Source organism: Chryseobacterium oranimense, from assembly GCF_900129755.1.
In the GTDB taxonomy this organism is placed as follows: Bacteria; Bacteroidota; Bacteroidia; order Flavobacteriales; family Weeksellaceae; genus Chryseobacterium; species Chryseobacterium oranimense.
The window spans coordinates 224,499-239,626 of record NZ_FQWT01000002.1 but is presented as its reverse complement, the minus strand read 5'-3'; the positions used below and the strand labels follow the sequence as shown (position 1 = coordinate 239,626).

Below are 15,128 nucleotides of genomic sequence, written 5' to 3'. Positions count from 1 at the left end.
AGAACATTCTAATATACCATTTCAGTTATGCTGTTAAATAAGAAAATATCCATCTGGTATTTCATCCGTGAAATAAGATCTCAGATCCTGTTTATGGCAATATTTGCTGTATCCATAGGATTATTGGACCTTCTTCCATGGTTCAGGAAAATTTCACTTCCCCTTAATATTCCGGCACTGTTGGGAACAGCCGTATCATTACTGCTGGCATTCCGTACTTCCCAATCTTACGAAAGATGGTGGGAGGCCAGAACAGTCTGGGGAGCGATAGTTAATGATTCCAGAACTCTGATGAGGTTAATCATCCAGTTTTTTCCGGCAGGAGAAGATAAAATCATCCAGGAATTTGCCCAAAGACAAATCATCTGGACCTATGCTCTTGGTGAATCTCTGAGAAGGCTGCCTTTTTCAGATAAGGTTCAAAACTATCTGGGTCAGCATCAGATCAAAGCAGACAATATTCCGAATGCGCTGCTGGATGCCCATTCCCAACAGCTCAAAGAAACAGCATCTTCAAAAGGATTAACAGACTTTCAGCAAATGCAGCTGAATGACATCATCACCAGGCTATGCGACAGCATGGGAAAATGTGAAAGACTGAAGAATACGGTTTTCCCAAGATCTTACAGTATTTTACTGCATACCCTGATTTATGTTTTTGCCGCTATCCTTCCGTTTGGACTGGATGATTCTCAGCTGGCTGTTGAAATAGTAATCACCTTCCTTATTCCGGTCATGTTTCTTGCCATAGAGAAGACATCCATCATCATGCAGGATCCTTTTGAAAACGGACCTGTAGATACGCCTGTGACTTCACTGGCACAGACTATTGAAATGAATATAAAACAAATGACAGGAGATCAGTATGTTCCTGTTAGAAAAGAAAATCCTTTGTATTACGTAATGTAATCAGTTAAAATTTCAAAAAAACATGGAAGAAATAAAAATACAGACAGGTTCACCGGCCAGCAGACACAAAAAGAATTTACTCTTTGTTCTGCTGTTAAGCGGAGCCTATATGATTGCTGAAGTGATCGGCGGCCTCATTACCCAAAGTCTTGCCCTGATGGCAGATGCAGCACACATGCTGACAGACGTTGTAGGCTTGCTTCTTGCATTTATTGCTATCAAAATAGGAGAAAGAAAAGCTGATGCTTCCAAAACATTCGGGTACTACCGGACAGAAATATTGGCAGCAGTCATCAATGCCGTGGTATTATTGGGAATTTCCCTTTACGTATTGTATGAAGCTTACCAATGATTCCAGAATCCTCCGGCAGTTCAGAGTAAAACCATGCTGGTTGTAGCCGGAATAGGATTGGTAGTAAATATTATCGGAATGATGATCCTGAGAAAAGATTCAGAAGGAAGCCTGAATATGAAAGGAGCCTATTTTGAAGTACTTTCTGATATGCTGACCTCTATTGGAGTGATGGTTGCAGGAGTTATTATGCTGACGACAGGCTGGTATTACGCAGATCCGATTATTTCAGCGGTTATCGGGCTTTTGATATTTCCAAGAACATGGCGTTTGTTGAAGGAAGCAGTCAATGTTCTGCTGGAAGGAACTCCAAAAGATGTTGATATTCATCAGCTTCGTCAGTCATTAGAAAAAATTCCGGGTGTGGAAAGCGTTCATGATCTTCACGTGTGGTCGCTGACCTCAAGTGTAAATGCAATGAGTGCTCACATCGTGAAAGACAAGCAAACAGGGCAGAATCATTTGCTCAAAACCTTAACGGACGTTACAAAAGAAAATTTTAAAATTTCTCATACCACTTTTCAGATTGAAGAAGAAGGTTATGAAGAACAGGAAGTACACCTTTAAAAAAGAAATTACAAAATGAAAAAAGATATAGAAACCAAACTTATCGATAAAAATACCAAGCCCACCAGTATGAGGATTCTGGTATATGATTTTTTAAGTACACAGGAAGCAGCCCTTTCACTTTCGGAAGTTGAAAACCATTTTGAAAATGCGGACAGAACTACCATTTACCGTACTTTGAAAACCTTCGAAGAAAAAGGAATTGTCCACAGCATCCAGGAAAATGCCACCACAAAATATAAATTATGTGATGACGGCTGTGATGAGAAAACGCACAAAGACTGGCATCTTCATTTTTACTGCAAAATATGCAAGCAGACCACCTGCCGGGAAGATATTTCCTTCCCTGAAAATGTTCAGACCAGTTTCAGAATAGATGAAATAAGACTTTTTGCCAAAGGAATCTGTGAGAACTGCCTCGAAAATTTGCAATAGTATTGCATTGAGTTTAGTCTTAATTTTACATCAAAATAGTATTTATGGAAGAATGTTGTAGCACAAAACCTAAAAATAAAGAACCTCATAAACATGATCATTCCGAAGGAGACGGACACGACCACTCCCATGATATAGGGGATAAAACAACCTTTCAGCTGTTTCTTCCTGCTATAATATCTTTTGTGCTGTTGCTGATAGGAATAGCACTGGACAATTATATAAAAACCGAATGGTTTACAGGATGGGTACGATTAGTATGGTATCTGGCAGCTTATGTTCCTGTAGGTCTTCCGGTTTTGAAGGAAGCTTATGAAAGTATCATCCAGGGAGATGTCTTTTCCGAATTTTTCCTGATGGGAATCGCCACGATAGGAGCATTTGCCATTGGTGAATACCCGGAAGGTGTTGCTGTAATGCTTTTCTACTCTGTGGGAGAAGTATTCCAGGGGATGGCTGTTACAAGAGCCAAAGGAAACATTAAAGCACTGCTGGATCAGCGTCCTGATGAGGTCACTGTTATGGAAGGCAGTCAGCCGAGAACCATTAAAGCCAAAGAAACCAAAATAGGAGACATTATTCAGTTGAAACCCGGTGAGAAATTGGCTCTGGATGGTGAACTGATAACCGAATCGGCTTCATTCAATACCGCCGCGCTCACCGGTGAAAGTAAACCGGACACTAAAGCAAAAGGAGAAATCGTACTGGCAGGAATGATCAATATGAACAGCATTGCCCTTGTCAAAGTAAATACAGCCTATGAAGACAGCAAGCTGAGCAAAATTTTGGAAATGGTCCAGAATGCCACAGCCCAAAAAGCCCCGACTGAATTATTCATCAGGAAATTTGCAAAAGTATACACCCCCATTGTTGTATTTCTGGCGATAGGAATCTGTCTGCTGCCTTTCTTTTTTGTAGATGATTATATATTCAGAGACTGGTTGTACAGAGCTTTGATATTCCTTGTGATTTCATGCCCTTGTGCATTGGTGATCTCTATTCCGCTGGGGTATTTCGGAGGGATTGGAGCTGCGAGCAGAAACGGGATCTTGTTTAAAGGAAGTAATTTCCTGGACAGCATTGCAGAAATCCGGAATGTGGTGATGGATAAAACCGGAACCATGACGGAAGGCGTATTCAAAGTACAGGAAGTAAGCATTAAACCCGAATTCGATAAAGATGAAATCCTGAAATTGGTTAATGCCCTTGAAAATAAAAGTACACACCCTGTAGCCACAGCTATCCACAATTATGCAGGCGAGATCGATCATTCCGTTCCTCTGGAAAATGTGGAAGAAATTGCAGGGCATGGCCTGAAAGCCTCCGTTAACGGAAAAGAATTGCTGGTAGGTAATTTTAAGCTGATGGATAAATTCAGTATCCCTTATGATATCAACCATGCTAATATTGTGTATACTCTGATTGCCATAGCTTATGATAAACAATTTGCTGGCTATATCACCATTGCGGACAGCATTAAAACAGATGCAAAAGAAACCGTTGAAAGTCTGCACAGAATGGGTGTGAAAGCTACTATGCTCAGCGGTGATAAAGGTACCGTTGTCAGATATGTGGCAGATCAACTGGGTATCGACAATGCCTTCGGAGATCTTTTGCCGGAAGACAAAGTGAATAAAGTAAAAGACATCAAAGCCAAAAATCAAACCGTTGCCTTTGTAGGAGATGGAGTGAATGATGCCCCTGTAGTTGCACTCAGCGACGTTGGAATTGCCATGGGCGGGCTAGGAAGTGATGCTACGATTGAAACTGCAGATGTAGTTATTCAGGACGATAAACCGAGCAAAATTCCAATGGCGATCAATATCGGTAAACAGACCAAAAAGATCGTTTGGCAGAATATTGTTCTGGCCTTTGCGGTAAAAGCTGTTGTTTTAGCTCTTGGTGCAGGAGGATTGGCAACCATGTGGGAAGCTGTATTCGCAGATGTGGGAGTAGCGATGCTGGCGATCTTAAATGCAGTGAGAATCCAGAGAATGAAGTTTAACTAGGTTGATAATAGATTTCAGCTAGCAGGCGCCAAACAATAGCTTCTAGGTTAAAACGAGCCATTATTAGGATTATAAAATTTTATCGGAGATAAAATCCTTGCGCCCTAAAGCATCTTTTTTTGTAATATTCTTCGCGCCTTCGATTAAAAAACACAACATCATCCATTTAAAAATAAAAACACTCAAACCTTATAGATTTCCAAAATCTATAAGGTTTTTCATTTAAAAAAAACTGCAAAATCACCACAACCCGCGAGAGAAAGAATAACTCAAAACCCCGTATCCACTCAAAAATAACAATGACATTCATCATAAATAATGCATAAACCCAATTTCAGTAGTATATTTGTACAACAGAACGGATCATTGAGATTTTTTATTTCCATATTCATCATTTTTACCATTGCATTACGCCCCGTTTTGCCATTGATCAACTATGCGGTGAACTATGATTATATTGTAAAAAACCTTTGTGAGAACAGAAATATCCTTCAGTCTACTTGTAAAGGAAAATGCTATGTCAGCAAAGAACTGGCTAAAACGGAAAAGCAGTCCGGCAATTCCCAGGTGGTCAAAATATCCGGCCTGGATGTTTTTGTTTCCAACGACATCCTTTCCTTTTTAGGTCAGAAAGGATCTGACCCTGAAAGGGAAGTCAAATATTCAGATTATATCAATGATCATTATTCAGAATATTTCGCACGGATCTTCCATCCTCCCTTGGTATAATTTTCAACTATTCTTTTAGTTTTTTCTCAAGGATATCTCTATTTAATTGTTAGATGTTTTTTAACAACCAGCATTAAATGATGATAACTTTTGAGTTAGTAATTTATTCACATATTCATCATACGATTAATTTCAATTTATCATTAAAATGAAATCAAAAATTATTTTAACTGCATTACTGTCAGTTTCATTATTTGCGTGTGCCCAGGAAACACCTAAAGTAAAGCATAAAAAGAGTACTGCTTCTTCGAAATCTATTGTGAAGAAAAGCAAATTTGTCAACGCAGAAGACCCGATATGCCATATGAAAACAGAAGACGATATGAAAGATACGGCAGTCTATAAAAATAAAACGTACGGTTTTTGCAGTAGCTATTGCAAAGACGAGTTCAAAAAAAATCCTGAGAAATATGCCCAAAAATAATAAGACCAACAACGGTGCAAAGAAAAAGGTGATCATTCCGATTGCAATTTTTGCTCTACTGTTTCTGGGAATAGGGGTTGGAATGGGATATTTTAAGAAGAACCTGTACACTGTAATGAAGGTTCCCGATTTTGAACTCACCGACCAGAATAATAAAAAAATCACCAATAAAGATATGCTGGGAAAAGTATATCTGGTAGAGTTTTTCTTTAGCAGATGTCCTACGATTTGTCCTGTGATGAACCGGAATATGAGGTTTATCGAAGATGAGATAAACAACCCGGAATTCGGGATCATTTCTATAAGCATTGATCCTGAAAACGATACCCCAGCTGCTTTGAAAGAACATGCTAAAAGCGTAGGGGCAAAATCTCCGGACTGGCATTTTCTTACCGGGAACAGAGACTATATCGGAAAACTGGCAGACCAGTTTAATATCTATGTGGGTGATAAAGAAGACGACAGTGAAAGCCTGAACCACAGCGGGATGATCGCTTTGGTAGATAAGGAAGGAAATATCCGTTGCCGATACAATAAAGACAATATGCCGATCCTGTATTATTCCGGATTGAATTATGAAGACCCGGAGGGGAAAACTCCAAAGCTTAACGGGAAATACCATCCTGACCGGGAAATATTGATCGAGGATATTAAGAAATTATTAAAATAGGACAGGGAGCAGGCTTGGAAGACGGAAGAATGAAGCTGGAAGTTGATGGTAGGGAATGATGAATGAAATTACGAATGAAGTAGTAAAGGTGAAGGAAAGTAATCCTGATGCAGAAAATGTCTTCCTGCATCCCTTCTTTTAAGAAAGAAATATTGTTAAACCATAAAAACAAAACGTTATGAAGATTTTGAAAATAGCAGCTTTAAGTGCCGTATTTGCCGCACAGTTCGCTTTTGCGCAGTTTAAGCAGACTCCGCTTCCGTATGCTTATAATGCACTGGAAGGTTCGGTAGATGCACAGACTATGGAAATTCACTATTCAAAGCACGCTGCTGCGTACGTAGCCAATTTGAATAAAGCCATTGCGGGAACGCCACAGGAGAAGCAGACTTTGTTCCAGATCCTTTCAGGAGTTTCTAAACTTACGCCGGCAGTAAGAAATAATGCAGGAGGGCATTACAACCACGAGCTTTTCTGGACGGTTCTTACCCCTGTAAAAGATACCAAGCCTTCTGAAAAACTGGCTAAAGCGATCACTGAAACTTTCGGAAGCATGGATGCATTCAAAGAAAAGATCAGCAAGGCTGGTGCAGACCGTTTTGGTTCCGGATGGGCATGGCTTTCTGTGGATAAGAACGGGAAACTGTTTGTATCTTCTACCCCTAACCAGGATAATCCTTTAATGGATGTGGTGGAAGAAAAAGGAACACCTATCTTAGGGATTGATGTTTGGGAACATGCTTATTACCTGAAATATCAGAACAAAAGAGCAGACTATCTTACTGCCATCTGGAATGTGCTTAACTGGAAAGAAGTAAGCAGAAGATATGATGAAGCGATAAGCAAAAAATAAAAGATGAACTTAATTTGCAGCATATTCCTCACCCTTTATATGGCGTTCAGACCTCTGATCCCATTGGTGGAGTATGCTGTAAATTATAATTATATTTCCACCGTTCTCTGTATCAACAAAAACAAACCGGAACTCCATTGCAACGGAAAATGCTACGTAAGCAAAGAAATTGCAAAAACGAATGATACGGATTCTTCGCCTTTAAACAAAGCCAAAAGCTCAGGACAGAAAATTCTTGATATCTGTACACTTCCTGACATTGTATCAGTTCAGAATACAAATACATTCCCTTCTCTCCATTTTAATTTCCTCTACGAAACAGCCTATGCTTTTCTGTTTCTGAAAAACATTTTCAAACCACCGGTTTTTTAAGTTCAATTTTAATTTTTACCCACCACAAGGACCACAAAGAATTTTCTTAAGCAGTTTTATATACACTTTAAATACCTAAAGTGTTAAAAAACTTTTGTGTCTTCTGCAGTTAAAAAAATTGAATGTTCATTCATTCAAACACATTTCTATTTCAAACAATTCAACTTAAAAAATCAAAATGAAAACCTATAAATTTTTATCATTATTATTCATTGCCTTTAGCCTGTTTACTTTATCCTCATGTCAGAATAGCGATGACGACGATCCGCAGGATACTTCAACCGGAAATCTCCAGATCAAGTTTGAGAACGGATTCAATAATCTGGGTGATATTGTATTGAACCAAACGGTACAAACTTCAGCAGCAGGGCAGAAGCATAGCTTTTCAGCCCTGAAATATGTCATCAGCAATATCTCACTGATTGACGAGAGCGGAAAAGAATTCAAATACAACGAAAACAATCCCGATAAAGGCGCTTTCATCATAGATCAGGCCGATGCTGTTGCAGGTATTGTTTATATCAATCTTAATGGCATTCCTAAAAACAATTATAAAAAAGTGAAATTCGGGCTGGGGATCAGCCAGAATGCTTACCTGCTGGGGCAGGACGGGCAGGCAGAATTCTGGACGAGGGCCAAACAGAAGGGAATGTCCTGGTCTTGGGCAGCAGGATATGTTTTTGTAAAACTGGAAGGGAAGTACGGTAATACGGCAGCAGATACAGAATTTATGAATCATACCGGAAACATGGGAAATGTTACGGCTAATAATACCCCAGATCTTTACCGGGAAATTACGTTGAATCTTCCAACTACCGCAAGAGTAAGCTCACAGATAAAGCCTTCAATCCATATTCTTGCAGATTTAAATCAGTTTCTGAGCGGAAGCAAAACTCTTTCCCTTACTACAGAAAACAATATGATGATGGGCTCCAGCCAGCATCTGGTGGATGTTACCAATAACCTTACGGCCATGTTTAAAGTAGATCACGTTCACAATGACTAGGTTTGTATTCAAAATAATGCTGGTTGTCATTCCCTTTTGGGCTTGCCTTTCCTGTTCAGATGAGGTGATCGAGCCTCTGGAAAAAGATGAGGCCTATTCCCTCAGTTTTCCCTCCTATTTCCCTGAAATGACTTTTGACGCCTCCGGTAATCCCGTAACCAAAAATGGAGTAGAACTCGGCCGGAAACTGTTCTATGAAGGAAGACTTTCCAGGAACAATACCATCTCATGTGGTTTCTGCCATATTCAGGAAAATGCTTTTACGCATCACGGGCATACCGTAAGTCACGGAGTGGATGACAGGATTGGAATCCGTAATGCACCGCCCATTCAAAATATGGCATTCCTCAAAAGGTATATGTGGGACGGAGTGATCCATAACCTGAATGAACAGCCCATCAGCCCAATCACAGATGTAAATGAAATGGACAGTTCAATGCCTGAAATAATTCCAAAACTGAAAGCAGATCAAAAGTATAAAAAGCTTTTCGCAGCGGCTTATGGTGATGAAAATATAACAGGGGAAAGAGTACTGAAAGCCCTGTCACAGTTCATGGTGAGTATGATCTCCGCAGATTCCAAATACGACAGGGTTAGACAGGGAAGGGAAGCGTTTACTTCTGAAGAATCCAAGGGAATGGCTCTCTTTCAGCAGAAATGTGCCTCCTGCCACAGCGGGGAGTTATTCACCGATGAAAGTTTCAGGAATACAGGAATGTATTACAACATTCAGTTTAAGGATGCCGGACGTTACCGTGTAACCCTCGATCAGAATGACTGGATGAAATTCCGTGTGCCGAGCCTGAGAAATATAGAATATACAGCTCCATACATGCATGATGGAAGATTTTATACACTCGAAGCAGTTCTTAATTTCTATTCGGATCAAGTAGAAGATAATCCCAACCTTGATCCGCAGCTGAAAAAGAACGGGCATGTCGGAATTGCGATGAATCCCCAGGAAAAGCAGTTTATCATTGCTTTTCTGAAATCCTTATCCGATAAAAACTTTATTTCTAATCCAAAATTTGCAGAATGAACCTCATGAACCTGAAAAAAATAATTTTTATACTAAGTTTAGCTGTATCGGTTGTCTGTCAGGCTAAAACCATTAATGACAGACTTTATATGGAACATGATATTAACAGAATTCTGCCGGATGACTGTGATGCCTGCGGGTGTGCAGCAGGAAACGGTTCCTCCGGTTTTGAGTCTTTACTGAATCCCCAGTTTATCGGGGTCAAATATTTTGCACAGCATTATAAAGCCAAAGAAAACCTTTTTGTAAAAGACCTTACACAGGATCAGTATTTTAATACCCTGCAGGTTTGGGGGAAAATTCCATTGACGGAAAAACTGAGTGTATATGCCAGCCTGCCGTTCCATTTTCATGAAAAGAAAACAATACAGGGCGACATCAATATTAACGGGATCGGAGATCTGAACCTGATGGGAATTTACCGGATCATCAGTTCCAAGGATAGTTTTCATCAGCTTAATGGCGGTTTAGGAGTGAAAATTCCTTTAGGGAGATTTGATGAGAAGGGAGCTTCCGGCGTCAATCCAAGTTTTCAGCTCGGAACTGGAAGCTGGGATTATCAGGCCGCTTTAAATTATAAATTTCAAAAGAATAAGCTGGCAGTACTGGTCAATACAGATTACACCATAAAAACTGAAAACAGAAAAAATTACCGGTTCGGAAACCAGTGGAATTATGCAGCAACAGGCTTTTACCAGCTTGCAGGAAACAAAAACACTATTTTTTCTGCTAAAACTGGACTTCAGGGCGAAGTTTATGATCAGAACAAACAGTTTAATGAAGCTTTGCCCAATACGGCAGGTAGCGCTTTATATGGAAAACTCGGTTTTGAGGCATCCTATAAAAAAATCAGCCTGGGAAGTGAAGTAATGTTGCCTGTTTATTCCCATCTGGCCGGTGGTGATATTGAAGCGAAATCAAGGTTCAGTGTCTTTATCAATTTTGGAATTTAAGCAATGGTGGCTTCGGGAGCCTCAGCCACCGTTAGCCAATCAACCCGGCGACTGAAATTCTGAAGTTGCTGGGTTTTGTTGCTGAAAATCATTTTGTTAAATCGATTTTGATTCTATGAAGAATTTTCTATCTTTGCCGCAATCTGGTGCGCTGTAAAAAGCACTTAAAAGGGAATCCGGTGAAAATCCGGAACAGACCCGCTGCTGTAAGCTCCACATCAAAGTTTTTGAAGAGTATATCCACTGTTTTTTAATGGGAAGGATTTCAAAAACGGAGTAAGTCAGAAGACCTGCCGGAGGATGAACGTTTGATGCTTTCGTGGAATAAAGCTTAGGACAACAAGGATTCTGTGCAGTGACAGCTGTGCTTTATCTTTGCTATCTTATATCCATTAGCGTCTACATTATTCTAAACGAGCTAATGGTCAGAAAACTTACTGCTTCACAGTTTCAGAAAAGTGTTATCACATTATTTGTGGCAGCATTTCAGCTTCTGTTCTCACAATCCGGCGACAGTATCCGGACAAAAACCATTCTTCCGATTCAGATTTACAAAAAAGATTTTAAAGAAATTCTTCCTGCCCAGATCCTTTCCGGCGAACAGCTGGAAAGACTGAACAGCCAGTCGGTAGCTGATGCTTTACGGTATTTTTCAGGTGTTCAGATCAAAGATTATGGTGGGATGGGCGGCCTGAAGACAGTGAATATCCGTAGCATGGGCAGCCAGCATGTGGGCGTTTTCTATGATGGGATCCAACTGGGAAATGTTCAGAACGGAATTGTGGATCTTGGAAAATTTTCACTGGATGATATGGAATCGGTTTCCCTGTACAACGGCCAGAAAAGTGAAATTTTTCAGCCTGCAAAGGATTTCGGATCTTCCGGATCTATCTATCTTCAGCCTAAAACCCCCATTTTTAAAGGAGATCATAAGACCAACTTAACGCTAAAATTAAAATTAGGCTCCATCAGTTTATTTAATCCTTCGTTTCGTCTGGAACAGAAGATTTCAGATAAAGTTTCGGCAAGTTTCAGTTCGGAGTTTGTACAGAGTGACGGATTGTATAAATATAAATACGAAAAGAAAAATTCTGACGGATCTGTTGCCAATGATACCATTGCCAGAAGATACGATTCTTACATCCGTGCAAAACGTTTTGAAACTGCTTTAAACGGGACTATTAATGACGGAAGCTGGAGTGTTCGCGGCTACGGCTATATTTCAGATCGTGGAGTTCCCACTGCTATTGTTAATAATAACTTTGGGCCGAAAGGTCAGCAGATGCTGGATGAAAATTATTTTGTCCAGGCCGGTTTCCGTAAAAAGCTGTTCCCAAAATTTGAAACCCAGTTCAAGGCTAAATTTGCCTATGACTACACCCGGTTTTTAGATACGGTGAATGTGGCAACAACCGTCCTGCCCATAGATAATTCTTATGTTCAGAGGGAACTGTATTTTTCCAATTCGAATCTTTATTCCATTAATAAAAACTGGGATATAAGTGCAAGCTTTGATTTTCAGTATAATAATCTGAATGCCAGTCTCAGGGATTTTTCATATCCTACCCGCTATACTTCACTCATTGCCTTTGCTTCAACCTATCAGTGGAACCGGTTTAAATTTTTGGGAAGTGTTCTGGGAACTTTCGTACATGAAGAAGTAAAAAAGAATGCAAAATCTCCTGATAAAACCGAATGGACACCTTCAGCCTTCCTGAGTTATCAGCCTTTTGAGTCCAAAGATCTTACTATTCGGGCCTTCTACAAAAGGGTTTTCAGGATGCCGACTTTCAATGATCTCTATTACACGATGATCGGTAATATAATGCTGAAACCGGAATACACCAACCAGTATGATGTAGGCTTTACCTATCAGAAGCTATATGATCATAAAGTGTTTAAAGGAATTTATGTAAAAGTGGATGGTTATTATAACGAAGTAGAGAATAAAATTATCGCTGTTCCTACCACCAATCTGTTCAGATGGATGATGACGAATTTAGGTGAAGTAAAAATCATTGGAGCAGATGTGAATGTTCAGGCTGAATTTGATATTCATAAAATAAAGCTGAAACCTTTAGTGAGCTATACCTATCAGCGTGCCGGAGACTATACCGATAAAAAAGATGATTACTACGGTGATCAGATTTCCTATGTGCCGTGGCATGCTGCAACCTTTACCATGATGGCAGATTATAAAGACTGGAGTTTCAATTACAGTTTTGTGTATACCGGAGAACGTTATGATGCACAGCTGAATAATATCCGGGCCAATTATCTGCAGCCATGGTATACCCACGATTTATCTGTTCAGAAAAAATTCAACTGGCATTCCCATCAGTTTAAGGCCAGTTTTGAGGTCAATAACGTGCTTGATCAATATTATGACGTGGTCAGGAATTATCCGATGCCCGGAAGAAATTTTAAACTTATTGTAAGCTTTACATTATGAAAAAACTAAACTTTTGCCTGCTGGCATTTGCTCTTTTGATTCTGTTCTCATGCCGGACAGACGATTATGTGGTTCCTTCGGAAACGAAAGACGTAAGTAGCGGTGAAGATACCCCTATAAAAGGGTTTTATCTTCTGAACGAAGGAAATATGGGCAGCAACAAATGTACGCTCGATTATTTCGATTACGCTACGGGAACTTACCGCAAGAATATTTATGGAGAAACCAATCCGAATGTGGTAAAGGAGCTGGGAGACGTAGGAAATCATATCATGATCTACGGAAGCAAAATGTATGTCGTTGTCAATGTTTCAAATAAAATTGAAGTACTGGAGGCAAAAACAGCCAAAAGAATCAAAACCATACAACTGCAGAACTGCCGTTATCTGGCTTTTAAAGGCAATAAAGTCTATGCCAGCAGCTATGCAGGCCCTGTAGAACTGAATCCCAACTCTCCACCCGGAAAAGTGGTGGAAATTGATACTGCTTCACTTGCTATTGAAAGACAGGTCGTGGTAGGTTATCAGCCGGAAGAAATAGAAGTGATGGGAGATCAGCTTTTTGTCGCCAATTCCGGAGGGTACAGGTTCCCGAATTATGATAAAACTGTTTCTGTCATCAACCTTAATACATTCACGGAAACAAAAAAAATTGATGTAGCTATCAATCTTCACCGTATCAAGAAAGATAACTACGGAGATCTGTATGTGAGTTCCAGAGGAGATTATTACAATATCCCATCCAGCCTGTTTCTGGTGGATGCTACTACAGGAACAGTGAAAAAAGATTTCCATGTTGCAGTGAGCGGAATGACCATCGTAAAGGACAAGCTGTATTATTACGGGAATGAATTTAATTACAATACACATACTTATGTCAAAACCTTTGGAATCATTGATGTCAAGACAGAGCAGGTTATTGCGAATAAAATCATAGACCAGCAATACGCTGATGAGATTAAAGCCCCTTACGGAATTGCTGTAAATCCTTACACCGAAGATATCTATCTGACGGATGCCAAAAACTACGTCACTACCGGATATGTTTACTGCTTTGATAAAACCGGCAAATTCAAATGGAAAACGGAAGGCGGAAATATCCCTGCTCATTTTGCTTTTTTATATAAATAATCAGATCAGAAAAAATGGAAAGAAAAACCAGACCTATTTTAAAAAACATATTGCTCTGTTCAATTCTGCTTGGCGTTGCAGCTTGTAAGAGCGATACTGATGAAGTAGCAGAAGAAGTGATTTTCCCTGCGGAAGTTCTTAAAGAATCTTATACGGTTGACAGGCTCAAACTTTTGAATGTAGACCCTAAAATTGAAGGAAAACTGACCTGGAGCATTAATGATTCTGTTATTTCCAATCATCTTCAGCTGGATTTCGTAAGTTCTCATGCGAAAACGTATCCCCTGACATTGAAAGTGGAGTTGAAAGGCGCTGTGAAAACTTACCAATCATCTATCATCGTTAATAAAGAGCTGACCCCTTACAGCAAATACATATCCAATGTTTTCGATTTCCGTCCGGCGACGGGACAGTTCATCAATGAGATCCCTGAATACGTAAACGGAAATACAGAGGCTGATATGATCAAAAAAGCCAAAGAATCTTTAGTAGGCGAAAATTCTACCATGATTACGCTGGGAGGTTTCGGAGGCTATGTTACATTTGGCTTCGATCATACCATTCCCAACCTTGAAGGAAGAGATTTTAAAATCCTTGGAAATGCTTTTTGGGGAAACAGTGCCAATATCACCCGGTCAGGATCATGTGAACCCGGCATTATCATGGTAGGCTACGATAAGAATAAAAACGGCAAACCGGACGAAGATGAATGGTATGAAATTGCAGGCAGCGAATACTTTAAAAATTCTACAACAAAAAATTATACGATAACTTACTTCAAACCCAATGAAAATAAGCCCCCCGTTCCCGGAAGTGAGTTTTGGCAGACTGATGTGGAGTACATCAAATGGCAGGATAATTTTGGGAATTCAGGATTTAAAACTAAAAATACCTTCCATACGCAAAGCTATTATCCTTTATGGCTTTCCGGTGCTTCTTACAGCCTTACGGGAACCAGGCTGAAGGATAATTTTTACGACCAGAGCGGAACGGGGGCTTATTGGGTGGGAACATCTTACGATTATGGGTATGCAGACAATGCACCGAACAATGATGAAGCTTCCAATATCGATATTTCCTGGGCAGTAGATAGAAACGGGAACTATGTAAAGCTACCCGGCATCGATTTCATCAAGGTATACACCGGTATTAATCAGGAAGCAGGATGGCTTGGAGAGGTTTCTACAGAAGTGGCGGGAGCTTATGACCTTCATCTTAAGTAAAATAA

14 protein-coding genes, 1 pseudogene and 1 riboswitch are annotated in these 15,128 nt (G+C 39.9%); all 15 genes and pseudogenes read left to right on the top strand.

Going from position 1 to position 15,128, the window contains the following annotated elements:
- Positions 1-27: 27 nt before the first annotated feature.
- Complete coding sequence (locus tag BUB03_RS07695) at positions 28-909, top strand: bestrophin family protein (RefSeq protein ID WP_040993482.1); 882 nt, start codon at positions 28-30, stop codon at positions 907-909.
- A 22-nt stretch (positions 910-931) separates the two neighbouring features.
- Positions 932-1,828 (top strand): annotated as a pseudogene (locus BUB03_RS07690) (cation diffusion facilitator family transporter).
- 15 nt (positions 1,829-1,843) lie between these two features.
- The gene (locus BUB03_RS07685; protein WP_073061681.1) at positions 1,844-2,263 is read left to right on the top strand and encodes a Fur family transcriptional regulator; all 420 of its coding nucleotides are present in this window, start codon (positions 1,844-1,846) and stop codon (positions 2,261-2,263) included.
- Between the two features lie 44 nt (positions 2,264-2,307).
- The gene (locus BUB03_RS07680; protein WP_073061678.1) at positions 2,308-4,272 is read left to right on the top strand and encodes a heavy metal translocating P-type ATPase; all 1,965 of its coding nucleotides are present in this window, start codon (positions 2,308-2,310) and stop codon (positions 4,270-4,272) included.
- Positions 4,273-4,590: 318 nt separating this feature from the next.
- A complete protein-coding gene (locus BUB03_RS07675; RefSeq protein WP_228417801.1) occupies positions 4,591-5,001 on the top strand; it encodes a hypothetical protein in 411 nt (136 codons plus the stop codon).
- Between the two features lie 148 nt (positions 5,002-5,149).
- On the top strand, positions 5,150-5,425 hold the full coding sequence (locus BUB03_RS07670) for a YHS domain-containing protein (protein ID WP_073061673.1): 276 nt from the start codon (positions 5,150-5,152) through the stop codon (positions 5,423-5,425).
- Complete coding sequence (locus tag BUB03_RS07665) at positions 5,412-6,095, top strand: SCO family protein (protein WP_073061671.1); 684 nt, start codon at positions 5,412-5,414, stop codon at positions 6,093-6,095. Before BUB03_RS07670 ends, BUB03_RS07665 begins: the two co-directional genes overlap by 14 nt.
- A gap of 178 nt (positions 6,096-6,273) precedes the next feature.
- Positions 6,274-6,948: a superoxide dismutase gene (locus BUB03_RS07655; RefSeq protein WP_040993488.1), complete on the top strand. Its 675-nt coding sequence runs from the start codon at positions 6,274-6,276 to the stop codon at positions 6,946-6,948.
- Between the two features lie 3 nt (positions 6,949-6,951).
- The gene (locus BUB03_RS07650) at positions 6,952-7,320 is read left to right on the top strand and encodes a hypothetical protein (RefSeq protein ID WP_073061665.1); all 369 of its coding nucleotides are present in this window, start codon (positions 6,952-6,954) and stop codon (positions 7,318-7,320) included.
- A 178-nt stretch (positions 7,321-7,498) separates the two neighbouring features.
- Positions 7,499-8,326: an MbnP family protein gene (locus tag BUB03_RS07645; RefSeq protein ID WP_073061662.1), complete on the top strand. Its 828-nt coding sequence runs from the start codon at positions 7,499-7,501 to the stop codon at positions 8,324-8,326.
- Positions 8,319-9,365 (top strand): cytochrome-c peroxidase, encoded by a 1,047-nt coding sequence (locus BUB03_RS07640; RefSeq protein WP_073061659.1) that lies wholly within the window; start codon positions 8,319-8,321, stop codon positions 9,363-9,365. Before BUB03_RS07645 ends, BUB03_RS07640 begins: the two co-directional genes overlap by 8 nt.
- Complete coding sequence (locus tag BUB03_RS07635; protein WP_228417799.1) at positions 9,362-10,318, top strand: transporter; 957 nt, start codon at positions 9,362-9,364, stop codon at positions 10,316-10,318. The genes BUB03_RS07640 and BUB03_RS07635 overlap by 4 nt, the downstream gene beginning before the upstream one ends.
- Before the next feature lie 127 nt (positions 10,319-10,445).
- Positions 10,446-10,630: riboswitch (cobalamin riboswitch) on the top strand.
- Positions 10,631-10,739: 109 nt separating this feature from the next.
- Positions 10,740-12,770 carry a TonB-dependent receptor gene (locus tag BUB03_RS07630; protein ID WP_073061656.1) on the top strand — a complete coding sequence of 677 codons (2,031 nt, stop codon included), beginning with the start codon at positions 10,740-10,742 and terminating at the stop codon, positions 12,768-12,770.
- Complete coding sequence (locus tag BUB03_RS07625) at positions 12,767-13,900, top strand: YncE family protein (protein ID WP_073061653.1); 1,134 nt, start codon at positions 12,767-12,769, stop codon at positions 13,898-13,900. The genes BUB03_RS07630 and BUB03_RS07625 overlap by 4 nt, the downstream gene beginning before the upstream one ends.
- A gap of 14 nt (positions 13,901-13,914) precedes the next feature.
- The gene (locus tag BUB03_RS07620; protein WP_073061650.1) at positions 13,915-15,123 is read left to right on the top strand and encodes a cell surface protein; all 1,209 of its coding nucleotides are present in this window, start codon (positions 13,915-13,917) and stop codon (positions 15,121-15,123) included.
- The last annotated feature ends 5 nt before the right edge of the window (positions 15,124-15,128 follow it).

Bases quoted from the DNA above. Each gene is read 5' to 3' on its own strand.
- BUB03_RS07650 (WP_073061665.1), top strand. From the start codon at position 6,952: ATGAACTTAATTTGCAGCATATTCCTCACCCTTTATATGGCGTTCAGA.
- BUB03_RS07640 (WP_073061659.1), top strand. From the start codon at position 8,319: ATGACTAGGTTTGTATTCAAAATAATGCTGGTTGTCATTCCCTTTTGG.
- BUB03_RS07620 (WP_073061650.1), top strand. From the start codon at position 13,915: ATGGAAAGAAAAACCAGACCTATTTTAAAAAACATATTGCTCTGTTCA.
- BUB03_RS07695 (WP_040993482.1), top strand. From the start codon at position 28: ATGCTGTTAAATAAGAAAATATCCATCTGGTATTTCATCCGTGAAATA.
- BUB03_RS07670 (WP_073061673.1), top strand. From the start codon at position 5,150: ATGAAATCAAAAATTATTTTAACTGCATTACTGTCAGTTTCATTATTT.
- BUB03_RS07635 (WP_228417799.1), top strand. From the start codon at position 9,362: ATGAACCTCATGAACCTGAAAAAAATAATTTTTATACTAAGTTTAGCT.
- BUB03_RS07675 (WP_228417801.1), top strand. From the start codon at position 4,591: ATGCATAAACCCAATTTCAGTAGTATATTTGTACAACAGAACGGATCA.
- BUB03_RS07655 (WP_040993488.1), top strand. From the start codon at position 6,274: ATGAAGATTTTGAAAATAGCAGCTTTAAGTGCCGTATTTGCCGCACAG.
- BUB03_RS07630 (WP_073061656.1), top strand. From the start codon at position 10,740: ATGGTCAGAAAACTTACTGCTTCACAGTTTCAGAAAAGTGTTATCACA.
- BUB03_RS07645 (WP_073061662.1), top strand. From the start codon at position 7,499: ATGAAAACCTATAAATTTTTATCATTATTATTCATTGCCTTTAGCCTG.
- BUB03_RS07685 (WP_073061681.1), top strand. From the start codon at position 1,844: ATGAAAAAAGATATAGAAACCAAACTTATCGATAAAAATACCAAGCCC.
- BUB03_RS07665 (WP_073061671.1), top strand. From the start codon at position 5,412: ATGCCCAAAAATAATAAGACCAACAACGGTGCAAAGAAAAAGGTGATC.
- BUB03_RS07680 (WP_073061678.1), top strand. From the start codon at position 2,308: ATGGAAGAATGTTGTAGCACAAAACCTAAAAATAAAGAACCTCATAAA.
- BUB03_RS07625 (WP_073061653.1), top strand. From the start codon at position 12,767: ATGAAAAAACTAAACTTTTGCCTGCTGGCATTTGCTCTTTTGATTCTG.